This is a genomic window from Mesorhizobium sp. M0011, from assembly GCF_040324155.1.
Classification (GTDB): domain Bacteria; phylum Pseudomonadota; class Alphaproteobacteria; order Rhizobiales; family Rhizobiaceae; genus Mesorhizobium.
In genome coordinates, this window is the sequence record NZ_JAMYVQ010000009.1 from 161,741 (window position 1) to 177,842 (window position 16,102).

General features: G+C 64.2%; 13 protein-coding genes. 4 read left to right on the plus strand and 9 right to left on the minus strand.

Annotated elements, in window-relative coordinates; genetic code table 11:
• Positions 1-7: 7 nt before the first annotated feature.
• The 5 genes from hpaH to NKK51_RS13320 are packed head-to-tail and all read right to left on the minus strand — an operon-like array spanning position 8 to position 4,617.
• Entirely contained in the window at positions 8-814 is an 807-nt protein-coding gene (gene hpaH, locus NKK51_RS13300; protein ID WP_352553246.1) for a 2-oxo-hept-4-ene-1,7-dioate hydratase, read from the minus strand.
• Positions 811-1,686, minus strand: coding sequence for a fumarylacetoacetate hydrolase family protein (locus NKK51_RS13305; RefSeq protein WP_352553248.1), 876 nt, complete (start codon positions 1,684-1,686; stop codon positions 811-813). Before NKK51_RS13305 ends, hpaH begins: the two co-directional genes overlap by 4 nt.
• 20 nt (positions 1,687-1,706) lie before the next feature.
• On the minus strand, positions 1,707-2,687 hold the full coding sequence (gene hpaD / locus NKK51_RS13310; RefSeq protein ID WP_127294698.1) for a 3,4-dihydroxyphenylacetate 2,3-dioxygenase: 981 nt from the start codon (positions 2,685-2,687) through the stop codon (positions 1,707-1,709).
• A gap of 14 nt (positions 2,688-2,701) precedes the next feature.
• Positions 2,702-4,219, minus strand: coding sequence for a 5-carboxymethyl-2-hydroxymuconate semialdehyde dehydrogenase (gene hpaE / locus NKK51_RS13315; protein WP_352553250.1), 1,518 nt, complete (start codon positions 4,217-4,219; stop codon positions 2,702-2,704).
• 11 nt (positions 4,220-4,230) lie between these two features.
• Entirely contained in the window at positions 4,231-4,617 is a 387-nt protein-coding gene (locus tag NKK51_RS13320) for a 5-carboxymethyl-2-hydroxymuconate Delta-isomerase (protein WP_023810846.1), read from the minus strand.
• A gap of 214 nt (positions 4,618-4,831) precedes the next feature.
• Between NKK51_RS13320 and hpaR the strand changes: the two genes are divergently transcribed.
• Complete coding sequence (gene hpaR, locus NKK51_RS13325; protein ID WP_352553306.1) at positions 4,832-5,227, plus strand: homoprotocatechuate degradation operon regulator HpaR; 396 nt, start codon at positions 4,832-4,834, stop codon at positions 5,225-5,227.
• A gap of 88 nt (positions 5,228-5,315) precedes the next feature.
• Here hpaR and NKK51_RS13330 read toward each other — a convergent pair whose 3' ends face one another.
• The 4 genes from NKK51_RS13330 to NKK51_RS13345 all read right to left on the minus strand — a co-directional run bounded on the left by NKK51_RS13330 (position 5,316) and on the right by NKK51_RS13345 (position 11,243).
• Positions 5,316-6,446 carry an aminomethyl transferase family protein gene (locus tag NKK51_RS13330; protein ID WP_352553252.1) on the minus strand — a complete coding sequence of 377 codons (1,131 nt, stop codon included), beginning with the start codon at positions 6,444-6,446 and terminating at the stop codon, positions 5,316-5,318.
• 52 nt (positions 6,447-6,498) lie between these two features.
• Positions 6,499-7,275, minus strand: coding sequence for an ABC transporter substrate-binding protein (locus NKK51_RS13335; RefSeq protein WP_352553253.1), 777 nt, complete (start codon positions 7,273-7,275; stop codon positions 6,499-6,501).
• A gap of 124 nt (positions 7,276-7,399) precedes the next feature.
• Positions 7,400-9,142: a hydantoinase B/oxoprolinase family protein gene (locus tag NKK51_RS13340; RefSeq protein ID WP_352553308.1), complete on the minus strand. Its 1,743-nt coding sequence runs from the start codon at positions 9,140-9,142 to the stop codon at positions 7,400-7,402.
• A 16-nt stretch (positions 9,143-9,158) separates the two neighbouring features.
• Positions 9,159-11,243, minus strand: a complete 2,085-nt coding sequence (locus NKK51_RS13345; protein ID WP_352553255.1) for a hydantoinase/oxoprolinase family protein — start codon at positions 11,241-11,243, stop codon at positions 9,159-9,161.
• Positions 11,244-11,463: 220 nt separating this feature from the next.
• Between NKK51_RS13345 and NKK51_RS13350 the strand changes: the two genes are divergently transcribed.
• The 3 genes from NKK51_RS13350 (at position 11,464) to NKK51_RS13360 (ending at position 15,932) form a co-directional block, all read left to right on the plus strand.
• A complete protein-coding gene (locus NKK51_RS13350) occupies positions 11,464-12,291 on the plus strand; it encodes a ferredoxin--NADP reductase (protein WP_127294708.1) in 828 nt (275 codons plus the stop codon).
• A 153-nt stretch (positions 12,292-12,444) separates the two neighbouring features.
• The gene (deoC, locus tag NKK51_RS13355) at positions 12,445-13,494 is read left to right on the plus strand and encodes a deoxyribose-phosphate aldolase (protein ID WP_352553257.1); all 1,050 of its coding nucleotides are present in this window, start codon (positions 12,445-12,447) and stop codon (positions 13,492-13,494) included.
• A gap of 65 nt (positions 13,495-13,559) precedes the next feature.
• Positions 13,560-15,932, plus strand: a complete 2,373-nt coding sequence (locus tag NKK51_RS13360; RefSeq protein ID WP_352553258.1) for an aldehyde dehydrogenase family protein — start codon at positions 13,560-13,562, stop codon at positions 15,930-15,932.
• Positions 15,933-16,102: the final 170 nt, after the last annotated feature.

Genomic DNA, 16,102 nt, shown 5'->3' on the forward strand with positions numbered 1-16,102 from the left:
CGGGTCATCAGCCCTTCGCGAAATGGATGCTGACCGTGCCCGAACTGCCGAAATCGGCGACGATGGTGTCGCCGGGACGCGCCTCGACCGGGCGCACGAACGATCCTGACAGCACCACCTCACCTGCCGCGATCGACATGCCGTAGCGGGCGAGCCTGTCCGCCAGCCAGGCGATGCCCATCGCCGGATGGTTGAGCACGCCGGCGCCGAGCCCGGTTTCCTCGACCTCGGCGTTGCGCGAGACGATGGCGCCGATCCAGCGCATGTCGGCCTCATCAGGACGTTGCGGCCGGCCGCCGATGACAATGCCGGCATTGGCGGCATTGTCGGAAATCGTGTCGAAGAAGGTGCGTGCCTTCTTCGTCTCGGCATTGACGCGCTCGATGCGCGTGTCGAGGATTTCCAGCGCCGGGGTGATGTAGTCGGTGGCGTGGAGCACGTCGGCGATGGTCACGCCGGGGCCTTTCAGCGGCGCCTTCATGACGAAGGCGATCTCGGCCTCGACGCGCGGCTGGATGAAGCGGCCGGCCGGCACCGTCGCGCCGTCATGGAAGAACATGTCGTCGAACAGCACGCCCGAATCCGGCGTGTCGATGGCAAGCGCGTACTGCATTGCCTTCGATGTCAGCCCGATCTTCCAGCCCTTCGGCTTCAGCCCGGCATCGATCTTGCGCGTCACCAGCGCCGCTTGCACGCGGTAGGCGTCCTCCATCGTCGCATCGGGAAAATCGAGGCTGAGCAGACGGATCTGGCGGCGCGACCGCTCGGCCTCGAACAGCCGTGCCGCGGCGTCTTCCACTTGCTCCGGGGTCATTGCGCTGCCTCGTCGACGACACCGTTTCTGAGCACGCCGATGCCATCGGCCTCCACCTCGATCACATCGCCGGGCTTCAGCCAGATCGGCGGATCGAAGCGGGCGCCGGCACCCGTCGGCGTGCCGGTGACGATGATATCGCCCGGCACCAGTGTGGTGAAGGTCGAGACATAGGCGATAATCTTGCGAAACGAGAAGATCATCCGGCTGGTGCGGTCCTGCTGGCGCAGCTCGCCATTGACGCGGGTGGTCAGCGCAATGTCGGCGATCTGCGCCTCGTCGGTGAACGGTACCAGCCACGGGCCGATCGAGCCGCTGCGGTCGAAATTCTTGCCTTGCGTGACGTTGAACTTGGCGTGCCGCACCCAGTCGCGGATGGTGCCCTCGTTGCACAGCGACAGCGCCGCGATGTGGCCGAGCGCATCGGCCTCCGCGATGCGGCGCCCGCCCTTGCCGATGACGATGACGATTTCGCCCTCATAGTCGAGTTGCGGTGATTCCGGCGGCCGCACCAGCGGCGCGCCATGGCCGACGAAGGAGCGGTGAAAGCGGATGAACAGCGACGGATTCGCGGGCGCCGCCTGGCCGTCCTTGTACTCCTCGTTGCGGTCGGGATAGTTGACGCCAACGCAGATGATCTTTTCCGGCGATAGGATCGGGATTTCATAGGCGATGGCGTCGAGCGGGAAGTCCGGGGCGAAGGCCTCGGCCTCTTCCGCCAGCCGCCGCAAGGCGCCGGCCTCGATCACTTCGCGCAGCGTCGGCCACTGTCTGTGGCGCGCCGACAGGTCGATGACGCCCTTGCTCGTGATCGCGCCATAGCGCGCCTTGCCGCCGACGGTGAAGGTGGCGAGCCGCCCATGTCCAGTCATCCGGGTCTCCTCGTCCATCGTCACGGCGCAATGATCGGCGACGCCGTCAGATCCGGCTGGCGTGCCTTCGCCCCGGCAAACACACTACCCTCCTCAAACCAGCTTTTCGGCGCCGGCGCGCCCCACAGCGTCTGGCGCTGCGGGTCCTTGAGGTCCCATTTGATCGGTTCCAGGTCCGGATCGACCGTCTGGTAGTCCGAACAGTAGATCTCGATGCGGTGGTTGTCCGGGTCTCTGACATAGAGGAAGAAGGCATTGGAAATGCCGTGCCGGCCGGGGCCGCGTTCGATGTTCGGCAAATAGCCCGTCGTTGCCATCAGATCGAGCAGGTCGATGATGTTGAGCGGCGTCGGCACCCAGAAGGCGACGTGGTGCAGGCGCGGGCCGATGCCGTTGGTGAAGGCGATGTCGTGCACGCCGCCCTTGCGGTGCGTCCACGCCGCCCACAGTCTTCCGCTGCTGGCGTCCTCGGTATACTCGGTCACCCGGAAGCCGAGCTCGTTGTAGAAGGCGACGGACTCGTCGACATTGGGCGAGAAGCAGTTGAAGTGGTCGATGCGCAGCGGCTTGACGCCCTTGTACAGCGCGTATTTCTGGTGTATCGGCGGCAGCCGCTCCATCTCAGCGTAGAATTCGAGCGGAATGCCGTGCGGATCGCGGGTGCGGAAGGTTCGCGACTGGTAGGGTCGCTCGACCCATTCCACCGGCAGGCCTTTTCCCTTGAAGAAATGCACCGCTTTGTCGAGATCCTCGTCCGAGAAGACCTTGAAGCCGAGGTCGCGGGCTTCGGCCGTGGCCCCCTTCTTCAGCACGATACAATGGTGCCCGCGCTCCTCCAGCGCCCTGAGATAGATGGTGTCCGAAGTCTCGTCGGTGACCTGGAGGCCGAGCGTATCGACATAGAACGCACGGGATTTGGCGAGGTCGGTGACGGCTAGCTCGACATGGCTGAGGCGCACGATGTTGAAGGCGGGATAGAGATTGGGCTTGGGCAAGGGCATCTGATTTCCTCCGGTCAGCCGCCGAGTTTCTGGATCGCGTGCGCGGTCGTCGCGAAGGCTACGTTCTTCGTCTCCATGTAGAAGTCGAAGGAATGGTCCCCGCCGTCGCGGCCGATGCCGGAATTCTTGACGCCGCCGAACGGTGTCGGCAAATGGCGCACATTCTCGGAATTGACCCAGATCATGCCGGCATCGAGCGCATCGGTGAAGCGAAACGCTCGGGTGACGTCCGAGGTCCAGAGATAGCCGGTCAGGCCGTATTGCGTGTCGTTGGCCAGAGCCAGCGCTTCCGTCTCGTCGGCGAACGGAATGGCGCTCAGCACCGGCCCAAAGATCTCCTCCTGCGCGATGCGCATGCGGTTGGTGACGTTGGTGAACAGGGTCGGGCCGACATAGCAGCCACCGCCCGGCCCATCGACCTTGCCGCCGCCGGCCGCGAGCGTCGCACCCTCCGATTTGCCGATGTCGATATAGGACAAAACTTTCTTTTCATGCACCGGATGGATCAGCGGCCCAACCACCGTTTTCGGATCGAGCGGGTGGCCGACGACGATGCGCTTCGCCCTCTCCGCGACTTTGGCGGTGAAGCTTTCATAGATCGAGGCTTCGACCAGCAGTCGCGACGACGAGGTGCAGCGTTCGCCATTCAGCGAATAGATCATGAATACGGCGGCGTCGGCGGCGCGTTCGAGATCGGCGTCGGCAAAGACGATCACCGGGTTCTTGCCGCCAAGCTCGAAATGCACGCGCTTCAGCGTGTCGGCGCCTTGTTTCATGATCATCGAGCCGGTGCGGCTCTCGCCGACAAAGCCGATCGCCTTGATGTCGGGATGCTCGGTCAACGCCTTGCCGGCATCTTCACCCAGGCCGTTGACCAGGTTCCAGACACCCTTCGGCAGGCCGGCCTCCTCGGCGATCTCGACGAGCAGGCGGGCGGTCAGCGGCGAAAATTCAGCCGGTTTATGAACCACCGTGCAGCCAGCCGCCAGCGCTGGCGCGATCTTCCAGGTCGACAGCATGAACGGCGTGTTCCACGGCGTGATGATGCCTACCGGGCCGATTGGCACCCGCGTGGTGAGGTTGACCTGGCCCGTGGTCCGCAGCGTCTCGCCGTCGCGCGCTTCGGGCGCACGGTCGGCGAAGAAGCGGAAATTCTCGGCACCCCGCAACGCCGCCTTGGCCATAAATTTCAGCGCCTGGCCGGTATCCATGCATTCGACGAAGGCGATCTCCTCGGCACGCGCCTCGATCGCGTCGGCGATTCTGTGCAGCAGCTTCTTGCGTGCCTCGCCAGGCATGGCGGCCCAGGCCGGGAAAGCCGCCTTCGCCGCCCTGGCGGCGCGGTCGATGTCGGCAGCCCCGCCGCGCGCGACGCTTGCCAGCGGCTTCAGGTTGACCGGCGACAGCGTTTCGAACGTCGTGCCGTCGAGCGCCGGCACCGCCTCGCCGCCGATCTGGTTCAACACGCCATCGCGCTTGAAGCGGGCCAGATAGGCCTCGGCCTTGTTCAGATTGCCTTGCAGGTCGGACATGTCGGGTTCCGTCACTTGCCGCGCAGTCGCGGGTGGATTGCGTTTCTCTTCCAGCTGAGCACCGGGTCGATTTCCCGGATTTCGAGCGACAGGGCGAAATGCGGGGTCTCGAACAGCGTGCCAAGGTATTCGCTCACCGCCGCGAAGACAGCCTCGCCAGTCCGCTTCTTGTCGTCGGCGCTGCGGCCGGTGCCGATGCGAAACGACATGTCGAGAAAGGCGTTTTCCGGCAGCCTGTCGGCCATCGCGTAGGCCTCGGCGCGAAACGCCCGCACCCGCACGGCGCCGGTTTCGAACAGCCCGGTGTCCAGCACTGTGCGCAACACCAGAGCGCACAATTCGCCCATATCGACCTTGGCATCGAGATTGGCCGAATACTCGATGGAGAAGTGAGGCACGGCGTTTCGTTCCCTGGGTTATTGCCTTGTTGTAGTTAACGCGTTAATTACATGCAGCATGCGCGAAGTCAAGCCTTGCATCGGGGTTGGCGCAACGATACGGGATGGCGGGAACGGGCCCTGGCAGGCGGATTCGGCCGAGGGAGGCCTGTTTCGATCGCAAGCGTGGGAGGCTCTTTTCTTGCTGCCTGAAAATACCCGTCGTTCTCTGCCGATGGCGCTGCTTCATGCCCGCGAAGCGGTGATGGCGCGGTTTCGCCCGATGCTTGCCGCGCATGACGTGACCGAACAGCAATGGCGCGTGCTGCGCGTGCTGAGCGAAGCCGGCCCGGTCGAGGCGACGGAACTCGCCGACCGCGCCTCGGTTTTGCCGCCCAGCCTGACGCGCATCATCAAGGCGCTCAAGGGACGCAAATTCATCACCCGCAACAAGGCCGAAGGCGACGGCCGCCGCGTCGTTCTAACCATTGCGCCCGCCGGTTCCGCCTTGATCGACGCCCTGTCGCCCGAGCGCCGCGTCATTTATGACGACATCGAACAGCGCTTCGGCCACGAAAAGCTCGAGCAGTTGCTCGATTTGCTGGAGACGCTGATCGATGGCGAAAGCTGATCGTTCCGGCTACCGCAGAAGTTTCGACGGTCGCTCGGGTTGACGGCCCGCATACCTTGGAAAGGCCGAAACACCCGATGGGGGTCAGTTAACCTCGCAACCTCACCCCTTCCGGATCGAAGAACGGTATCGGCGCCACGACCGCACGCGTCGGCTGACCACCGATATCAATGTTCAATTCGGTGCCGACAGCCGTGAAGGGCAGCCGCAGATGCGCGGTGGCCAGCACCTTGCCGAGGGAATAGCCGTGGTCGCTGTAGGTGACGATGCCGGCGTCCTCGCCATCGGCCAGAACCTTGGCATCGGTCGCGGCCGGCTTGTCGCCGTCGAGGATCAGTCCGACCCATTGCTCGTCGAGGCCGGTGTCGCGGACCTTGAGAAGCGCCTCGCGGCCGACGAAATCGCCCTTGTCGAACTTGATCCAGCGGTCGAGGCCGACATGGAACGGGGTGCGGCTCTCGTCCATGTCAATGCCGTGCGCCGGGTAGGCCTTTTCCAGGCCCAGCGTGAACATCGCCAGCACGCCATAGGGTTTCAGGCCAAAGTCACGGCCGGTGCGCATCAGCGCGTCCCAGAGCGAGGCCGCCTCGTCGGCCGGCACGAACAATTCGAAGCCGAGTTCGCCGGTCACGCCGGTGCGCGAGATCAGCACCCGCGTGCCGTTGATATGGCCCGACGTGAACGACCAGCGCTTCAGTCCATCCAGATCGGCATCCGCAATCAACGCTTTCAGCAGTTCGCGCGAGCGCGGACCCTGGATGGTCGGGAAGGCGATGGCCGCCGTGATGTCGGTGACATAGGCCTTGCGGCCCTGGGCGTGATGATGCAGCCAGGGCAGCATCTTCAGGCGGTTGACCGAGCCGGTCACCAGCATGAAGTGCTCCGGGCCCAACCGAAACACGGTGAGGTCGTCCATGATGCCGCCATCGTCGCGGCAGACCGTGGAATAGCGGACCTGGCCCGGCTTCATGGCGGCGGCATTATTGACGATGACATGGTTGACCAGCGCCTCGGCGTCCGGCCCCTTGACGTCCATCTTGCCCATCGTGCTGAGATCCTGCACGCCGACGTTTTTGCGGGTGTTCAGGTGCTCGTCGGCAATGCCGGAATAAGTTTTGGCCGAGATGAAATCGCCGCCGACACGACCCATGGTCGCGCCCAGCCCGACGATGCTGCTGTAGAAAGGGGAACGCCGCTCAGCCAAGGAAGTCTCCATCATCCAAGAAAAACGGCAGCGCCAGGCGGCGCTGCCGAAGGTGATTGCGTCAGGATCAGCCGCCGTAGACGTCGAACGAGAAATATTTGTCGTTGATTTCCTTGTATTTTCCGTTGGCGCGCAGCGCGTCGATGGCCGCATTGAGCTTGTCGGCCAGTTCCTTGTTGCCCTTCTGCAGCGCGATGCCGACGCCGGGGCCGTGAATGGCCGGATCGGCCGTCAGAGTGCCGAGCAGCTTGCAGCAGGCGCCGTCGGGCTTCTTCAGCCACTCGGTCAAGATGATCGAGCCGTCCATCATCGCGTCGAGGCGGCCATTGGCCATGTCGGTGCGGGCGTCGTCGCCGGTCGGATAGGCCTTGACCGTCGAGTCAGCATATTTCTGGTCGGCGAATTTCTGGTGGATGGTCGCGGTCTGCACGCCGAGCGCCTTGCCTTTCAGGTCGTCCGGCGAGGTGCCTGATATGGTCGAATCCTTCGGTACGGCGATGGCCGGCGGCGTCTGGTAGTATTTGTGGGTGAACTCGACCTTCTCGGCCCGCTCGGGCGTGATGGTGATGTTGATGATGGCGTCGAACTTGCCGGCCTGCAGCGCCGGTATGGAACCATCGAAATCCTGCACGCTGAACTCACACTCGGCCTTCATCTCGGCGCACAGCGCCTTCCCCAAGTCGATGTCGAAGCCACCCAGCGTGCCGTCGGCACTGGCGTAATTGAAGGGCGGATAGGCGCCCTCGGTACCGATCCTGAGTTTTTTGTCCTGGGCGGAGGCGGCGCCCGTGGCAAGGGTGAGGGCGACGGAAGCGGCAAGCACGAAACGACCGGAAAGACGCATGTTCGAGTTCCCCGTTGAAAGCGGGAAGTCTACGGTCTTCCGGGCGTGTGGCGGAGACGGAAACGACATGCGCTGCGGCGATCGCGGCGCGGCGGGCGATCCAGGCCAGGCGATCGGTGGTGCGTTACCCGGCGCGCTGCTTGTTGGTCGCCGCCCGGTCGATGGCCAACTCCCCGGCCGAGAGGACAACGCCAAACTTTTCGGTGGCTTCCTCTGATGTGTAGTACCCCAGCGCCACGTCGCGCAGCACCAGATCCGGATCGCGCTGCAGCGGATCGCCGTAGCCGCCGCCGCCCGGCGTGCCGACGCGCACGCGGTCGCCGGCCTTGAGCGCAATGTCCTGCTCCTTCGAAAGGTGCAGCGGCACATGTTCCTCGCCATTGCGGAAGACGGTCACCATGTTGACCGCGCCGTCCTTGCCGCCGAGTGCGCCTTGCGGGCCGAAACGGCCGTGATCCATGACGAAAGAAGCACGGGCGTCACCGCGCAGGATTTCAACCTCATAGGCGAGGCCGAAACCGCCGCGATGCTTGCCTGCGCCGCCGGAGCCTTCACGCAAGGCGTAGTGGCGGTAAAGCACCGGGAATGCCTGTTCCATGATCTCGACCGGCGGCGATTTGGAAATGCCGATGGTCGAGCAGCCATTGGTCAGCCCGTCATGGCCTGAATTTCCGCCGTAACCGCCGCCGGAGATCTGGTACATGACGTAATCGCGGCCGCGCGCCGGGTCGTTGCCGCCGAGCGCGAAATTGCCACTGGAACCGGCGGGCGCCGCCGTCACCTTGTCGGGCAGCGCCTGCACCATCGCCGCGAACACCGCCTCGGCGATGCGCTGCGACACCTCGGCCGCGCAACCCGAGACCGGTCGCGGATATTTCGCGTCGAGGAAAGTGCCTTCCGGCCGCTTGACTTCAAGCGGTTCGAACGCGCCGGCGCTGATCGGCACATCGGGGAAAATGTGGCGCATGGCGAGATAGACCGAGGACAAAGTCGTCGCCAGCACGCTGTTCATCGGCCCGGCGCACGGCTTGGACGAGCCGGTGAAATCGAAGGTCAGCGTATTGCCTTTTTTCTCGACGGCGAGCGCAATGGTCAGCGGCTCGTTGACCACCCCGTCGGAATCGACAAACGCCTTGGAATGGTAAGTGCCGTCGGGAATGGCTGAGATGTTGGCGCGCATCTGCTCGGCCGCGCGGCGGCGCAGTTCGGCGATCGCCTCGACAACGGTTTCGTCACCGTAACGATCCAGGATTCCGTTAAGCCGGTCCTGGCCGATCAGCAGTGCGGCGGCCTGGGCCCTGATGTCGCCGATGCGCTGGTCGGCAACGCGGATGTTGGAGCAGATGATGGCGTAGATTTCCGGATCGAGCACGCCCTTCTTGAACAGTTTTACGGGCGGCAGTCGCAGGCCTTCCTGCTCGACCGCGGTCGCGGAGGCCGAAAAACCACCCGGCACCGAGCCGCCAATGTCTGGCCAGTGGCCGGTGTTGGACAGCCAGCAGAAGATTTTTCCGGCCCGGTAGACCGGCATGGCGAAGCGTACATCCATCAGATGGGTGCCGCCGAGATAGGGGTCGTTGACGATGTAGATGTCACCCGGCTCCGGGGCCAGGCAGCGGCCGTCGGCGATCATCTCGATCACCGTCCTGGTCGAATATTGCATGACGCCGACGAACACCGGCAGGCCTTGGCTTCCCTGCGCGATCAGCGAACCATCGACAGCCGAATAGATGCCGTCGGAGCGGTCGTTGGCTTCGGCGATGACAGGCGAGAAAGCGGCGCGAGAGAACGTAAGGTCCATCTCGTCGCAGACCTGTTGCAGGGCCGCCTGGAGGACCGAAAGGGTGATGGCGTCGAGTTTTGCCATATCAATGTCAGGCATCTCAGGCCTCGCCGATGTCGATGATGATGTTGCCGTCGGCGTCGCAGCGTGCGCGGTCGCCGGGCTCGAGCACGGTGGTGGCGTCCATCTGTTCGAGGATCGCCGGCCCTTCGATTTCAGCGTCAAGCGGCAGTTTTTCGCGTGCATATACCGGCGTATCGTGCCAACGCCCGCCATACCAGACCGGCCGGATTTCGCGCCTTGCCTCATCCAGCGTTGTTGCGCGCCCCGCCGGATCGATCAGCCGCGACAGATCGATCGCCGGACGCACGCCGGTCACCGACGTGTTGAGATTGACGAGGTTGGCGCGGATTTCCGGCAGTTCGACCTTGAAGCGGGCGAAATAGGCCTTTTCGAAAAGCTGCTGCAGTGTTGCCCGCGTCACCGATGAGGACGGCAGCGGCACGTTGATGATGTGGGTCTGGCCGACGAACTGCATGTCGGCGGAGTGGGTAACGCGGATCGTCTCCGGCTTCACCGCTTCCTTGCCGATCAGCTCTTCACCTTCGTTTCGGTGGCGTTCCAATACAGTATGAAGCTGTTTTTCGTCGAGCACCGCCACCGGCTGGTTGATGGTGTTGACGAAATCATGGCGCAGGTCGGCGACGACGCAGCCGAGTGCGTTGGTGATGCCCGGACGCGCCGGCACCAGCACCTTTGGCAGGCCGAGTTCGCGCGCCAGGGCCGTTGCGTGCAGCGGGCCGGCGCCGCCAAAGGCGAACAGCGCGAAATCGCGCGGGTCGTGGCCACGCGACACCGAGACCATGCGGATCGCGCCGGCCATCTTCATGTTGCCGAGCCGCAGCACCGCGCCCGCCGCCTCGACGCCGGACAGGCCGGTCGCCTTGCCTATTTTGTCTTCGAAAATGCCGGTGACCCGTTCTGATGTGACCGGATTTTCGACCGCCAGCAACTTCTTCGGCGCCAGCCGGCCGAGCACCAGATTGGCGTCGGTAATGGTTGGCTCGAGGCCGCCGCGTCCGTAGCAGATCGGGCCGGGATTGGCGCCGGCACTTTCCGGACCGATCTGGATCAGGCCGGCCGCATCGACGCGGGCGATCGAGCCGCCGCCGGCGCCGACCGTGTGCACCGCCACCATCGGCACATGGATCGGCATCGCATATTCGATCTCGATCTCGTTCGAGACTGCCGGCTCGGCATTGCGGATCAGCGCCACGTCGGTCGAGGTGCCGCCCATGTCATAGGTGACGAGGTTTTCGAAGCCGGCGCGTTTTCCGGTATAGGCGGCGGCGATGACGCCGGAGGCCGGGCCGGACATAACCGTCTTGGCCGATTCACGTGTGACGAAGCGGGCCGAGATCATGCCGCCATTGCCATTCATGATCAGGAAGTCGCGGGCATAGCCTTTCGCGCCCAATTCCTTGCGCAGCCGCTCGACGTAGCGCTCGAGGATCGGCTGCACGGAGGCGTTGACCGAAGCGGTCACGCCGCGTTCGAATTCGCGCGCTTCCGACAGCAGCGCGTGGCCTGCCGTGATGTAGCCGTTCGGCCAGAGTTCGGCGGCGATTTCGACGGCGCGCCGCTCATGTGCCGGATTGGCGTAGGAATGCAGGAAATGGATGACGAGGGATTCGCAACCGGCCGCGATCAGCGTCTGCACGGCGTCGCGCATCTCGGCCTCGTCGAGCGGCGTGCGCACCGCGCCCGACGCTTCGACACGCTCCGAGACTTCGAGCCTGAGATTGCGCGGAATGATCGGTACGAAGCTGCCGGTCATGCCATAGGCCTGCGGCCGCGTGCGCCGGCCCAGCTCGATCACGTCGCGAAAGCCGCGCGTGGTGATCATGCCGGTTTTCGCCAACCGGCGTTCCAGCACCGCATTGGTGGTGGTGGTCGTGCCATGCACGATGAGGTCGATGCTATCGATGGCAAATCCGGTGGCGCCGAGTGCCGAAACGACACCGAAAGCCTGGTTGTCCACCGTGGTCGGCGTCTTGGCCAGATACACCCGGCCGCCGTCGCTTCCGTCGATCAGGAGCAGGTCGGTGAAGGTGCCGCCGACATCGATACCGGCGACGACATTTCCCCGGGAATTGCTCGCTTGCGCCGAAATATTCTCTTCCATCGTCGAAACCCGAAATGCGCGGACTACGGATATGCGCCAGTTTGGAAAGCTGTTTTAAGGGAGCATCTTGACGCAAATATCGTTTGTATACTAATAAATTCCGGACACAAGAGCTTGCCGCTTTGCAGTGTGCGAACAGCCCGCCGGGATCTGAATGGTCCGGGCGTGCAGGTGAAAGTTTGGCGCCCGCCTCCACGGTTGGGCCAGAAGGTTGGATTTGATGAACACCACATCCGCTCTCAACACCGTCGGCGCCCGACCGCTGCAGTTCCCGATTCCGGCCAACGTCTATGCCGAAACCGTCGTCTCGGTGAAGCACTATACCGATCGGCTGTTCTCGTTCCGCATCACCCGTCCGCAGTCGCTGCGCTTCCGCTCCGGCGAGTTCGTCATGATCGGCCTGCCCAATGCCGAGAAGCCGGTGTACCGCGCCTATTCGGTGGCAAGTCCGGCCTGGGACGAAGAGCTGGAATTCTTCTCGATCAAGGTGCCGGACGGCCCGCTGACCTCGGAGCTGCAGAAGATCCAGGTCGGCGACACCGTCATCATGCGCCAGAAGTCGACCGGCACGCTGGTGGTCGACGCGCTGACCCCGGCCAAGCGGCTGTTCATGATCTCGACCGGCACCGGCATCGCGCCTTTCGCCAGCCTGCTGCGCGACCCTGACACCTACGACAAATTCGATCAGCTGGTCCTGACCCATACCTGCCGCGACAATGCGGAACTCACCTACGGCCAGGAGCTGGTCGCGGCGTTGGAAAGCGACCCGCTGATCGGTGAACTGACCACTGGGCGCGTCACGCTCTACAATTCGACGACCCGCGAAGAGTCGGCACGCATGGGCCGCATCACCGCGCTGATCGGCTCCGGCAAGTTCTACAGCGATCTCGGCATCGACAAGCTCAGCCCGGAAACCGACCGCATCATGATCTGCGGCTCGATGCATATGCTGAAGGACGTCAAGGAACTGGCCGAAAGCCTCGGCTTCGAGGAAGGTTCGCTGAGCCACCCGGCGACCTTCGTGGTCGAGCGCGCTTTCGTCGGCTGAGCCGCACCTAACATCTCGAAGTCTGCGTTTTTGACCGCGCGGTCAAAAACTGCTGCTTTCGCCGCCTTTTTCGGCTATCACCGTCTGCAGGACTCGTGAAGTACGACTTCGCGGGCTATCTTCGGCACACGTCGCTGAATGAAAGGGCAGGAGATGAGCAGCACAATCCGAGAAGCCGATATCGGCTCGTCCAAGGTGACGCCGCTGCCGGCGCGTGCCGCCGCCAACACAGCCGTTCCACCGGACCATCGCATTGCGCGCAATCCCGGCATGAAGCTCGATCTCGGCTTCATGGAATCGGTGCGCAGCGTCAACCGCTCGGCGCTGGAACGGCGCGTCGCCAGCCTGACCAAGCGGCGCTCGATCAAGGCCGACAACCAGGCCGCCTGGCTGCTAAAGGCCGTCTCCTGCATGGATCTGACGACGCTGAATTCCAACGACACCGAGGAGCGCGTGCGCCGGCTCTGCGCCAAGGCGATCAACCCGTTCCGCCGCGACATTGTCGAGGGCCTCGGCATATCAGGTGAAACCATCCGCCCGGCCGCCGTCTGCGTCTACCATCCCTTCGTCGCCACCGCCGTCGACGCCGTGCGCGGCACCGGCATCCACGTCGCCGCCGTCTCCACCGCCTTCCCGCATGGTCTGGCACCCCTGTCGACCCGGCTGCAGGAAATCGAAGCCTCGGTCCGCGACGGCGCCGACGAGATCGACGTGGTCATTCCACGCGGGCTGGTGTTCGGCGCCAACTGGCGGGAGCTTTACAATGAGATCGTCTCGATGCGCGCCGCTTGCGGTGACGCGCATCTGAAGGTCATTCTCGGCACCGGCGACCTCGCGACGCTGCGCAATGTCATGCTGGCCTCGATGGTGGCGATGATGGCAGGTGCCGACTTCATCAAGACCTCGACCGGCAAGGAAAGCGTCAATGCGACGCTGCCCGTCGGCCTCGCCATGGTGCGCGCCATCAGGGCCTATTTCGAGGAAACCGGTTACCTCATCGGCTTCAAGCCGGCCGGCGGCATTTCCACGGCCAAGGCCTCGCTCGACTGGCTGGTGCTGATGAAGGAAGAGCTCGGCCGGCCATGGCTGGAGCCAGACTTGTTCCGCTTCGGCGCGTCGAGCCTCTTGACCGATATCGAGCGCCAGCTCGAGCACCATCTGACCGGGCACTATTCGGCCAATCATCGCCACGCGATGGCTTGAGCGCACCACACCCGATCGGCTTTGCCGATCGACCCTCCCAGGCGGGAGGGTGAAGGAGGCACCTGATGAACATCCTCGATCGCTATCATGCCATGGAGTACGGCCCGGCGCCGGAAGCCCGCAACGAGGCCGATGCATGGCTTGCCGCGCGCGATTTCGGCAAGGCGCTGTTCATCGGCGGCGACTGGAAAGCCGCGTCCGGCGGCAAGACTTTCGAAACCAGCGAGCCGTCTTCCGGCAAGCTGCTGGCCAAGATATCCGACGCCAATGCCGTCGACATCGACGCGGCGGTTGCGGCGGCCACCAAGGCGCTGCCGAAGTGGTCGGCAGCCTCGGGCTATCAGCGCGCCAAGGTGCTTTATGCCATCGGCCGCGCCATGCAGCGCCACCAGCGCCTGTTCGCAGTGCTTGAGACCATCGACAACGGCAAGCCGATCCGCGAAAGCCGCGACATCGACGTGCCGCTGGCGATCCGCCATTTCATACACCATGCCGGTTGGGCGCAGGCGCTGGACAAGGATTTCCCCGGCCACAAGGGTGTCGGCGTGGTCGGCCAGATCATCCCGTGGAACTTTCCGCTGCTGATGCTGGCCTGGAAGATCGCGCCGGCCCTCGCCGCCGGCTGCACCGTGGTGCTGAAGCCGGCCGAGTTCACGCCGCTGACATCAATCCTGTTTGCTGAGATCTGCGAGCGCGCCGGCGTGCCGAAAGGTGTCGTCAACATCGTGCAGGGCGGTCCTGAGGCCGGCGGGGCCATCGTCAACCATCCCGGCATCCAGAAGATCGCCTTTACCGGTTCTTCCGAAGTCGGCAAGATCATCCGGAAAGCCACCGCCGGCTCGGGCAAGAAACTGTCGCTGGAACTTGGCGGCAAGTCGGCCTTCATCGTCTTCGAGGATGCCGATCTCGACAGCGCCGTCGAAGGCCTGGTCGACGGTATCTGGTTCAACCAGGGCCAGGTATGCTGCGCCGGTTCGCGACTGCTGGTCCAGGAAGGCATCGCCGACGCCCTGATCGCCAAGGTCAAGACGCGGATGAGCCGGCTGCGCGTCGGCAGCCCGCTCGACAAGAACACCGATATCGGCCCGCTGGTCGACGCCACACAGCTCGAGCGCGTCAAGGGCCTGGTCGCCGAAGGTGCCAGGCAGGGCGCCGTCTGCTGGCAGCCGGATGCGGCGCTGCCGTCTTCCGGCTACTACCATCTGCCGACGCTCGCCACAGGTGTTTCGCCGGCTAACATATTGGCGCAAGAAGAGGTGTTCGGCCCTGTTCTGGCGACCATGACCTTCCGCAATACCGAGGAAGCGATCGAGCTCGCCAACAACACGCGCTATGGCCTCGCCGCCTCGGTGTGGAGCGAGAATGTCAACCTTGCCCTGCACGTCGCGCCGCAATTGAAGGCCGGCGTGGTCTGGGTCAACGGCACAAACATGTTCGACGCCGCCTGCGGCTTCGGCGGCTACCGCGAGAGCGGTTTCGGTCGCGAAGGCGGGCGCGAGGGCATGTTCGAATATCTCGCGGCGAAACTGCCGCTCGGCCAGATCATCAAGCCGGCGACGACCTCCGCACAGCCAGTCGAGCAGGCCGACGGCTCGGCAATCGACCGCACGGCAAAGCTATTCATCGGCGGCAAGCAGGTACGGCCGGACGGCAATTATTCGCTGGCTGTCGCCACCGCCAAGGGCAAGCTGGCCGGTGAGGTTGGTCTCGGCAGCCGCAAGGATATCCGCGACGCTGTCTCCGCAGCCCGCGCCTGTAGGGGCTGGCCCGAGGCGACCGCCTATAACCGCAGTCAGGTGCTTTACTATCTGGCCGAAAATCTCTCCGGCCGCGCCGCCGAGTTTGCCGCCCGCCTCACCGAGCTGACCGGCGCCAGCGCCAAGGCCGCGCGGGAAGAAGTAGAACAGTCCATAGAGCGCCTCTTCCTCTATGCCGGCCTTGCCGACAAGTTCGAGGGCCGCGTGCACCAGCCACCGGCGCGTGCCGTGACGCTGGCGCTTCATGAACCGGTCGGCGTCGTCGGCATCGTCGCCCCCGACAGCTCGCCGCTGCTCGGCCTGATATCGCTGGCCGCACCGGCTCTGGCCATGGGCAACACCGTGGTCGCCGTGCCGTCCGAGCGCTACCCGCTGCTGGCGACCGATCTCTACCAGGTCATCGAATATTCCGACATTCCCTCAGGCGCCATCAACATCGTCACCGGTCGCAGCGCCGAACTTGCCGGCGTGCTGGCCAAGCATGACGATGTCGACGGGCTCTGGGTGTTCGCCGATGCCGAGACCTGCGCCCAGGCCGAAGCCGAGTCCGTCGGCAACCTCAAGCGCGTCTGGAGCGGCAATGGCCGCGGCCTCGACTGGGCATCCGACGAAGCCGCCGGCGACGCCTTCCTGCGCCGCGCCGTCGAGGTCAAGAATGTCTGGGTGCCTTACGGCGATTAATGTATGTCGCCCAAAAGTGCGCAGCGGTTTTGGGGGCAACATATATAAAGGCAAAGAGCCAAAGCGCGTCGCGCGCTTTGATCTCCCCCCGGCGCTGTAGAGACCGTGTTCGGGGTTGACGCATGGACAGATGTTCTTTAAGGAGAAAAAACATCTTTATCAGTGAACGA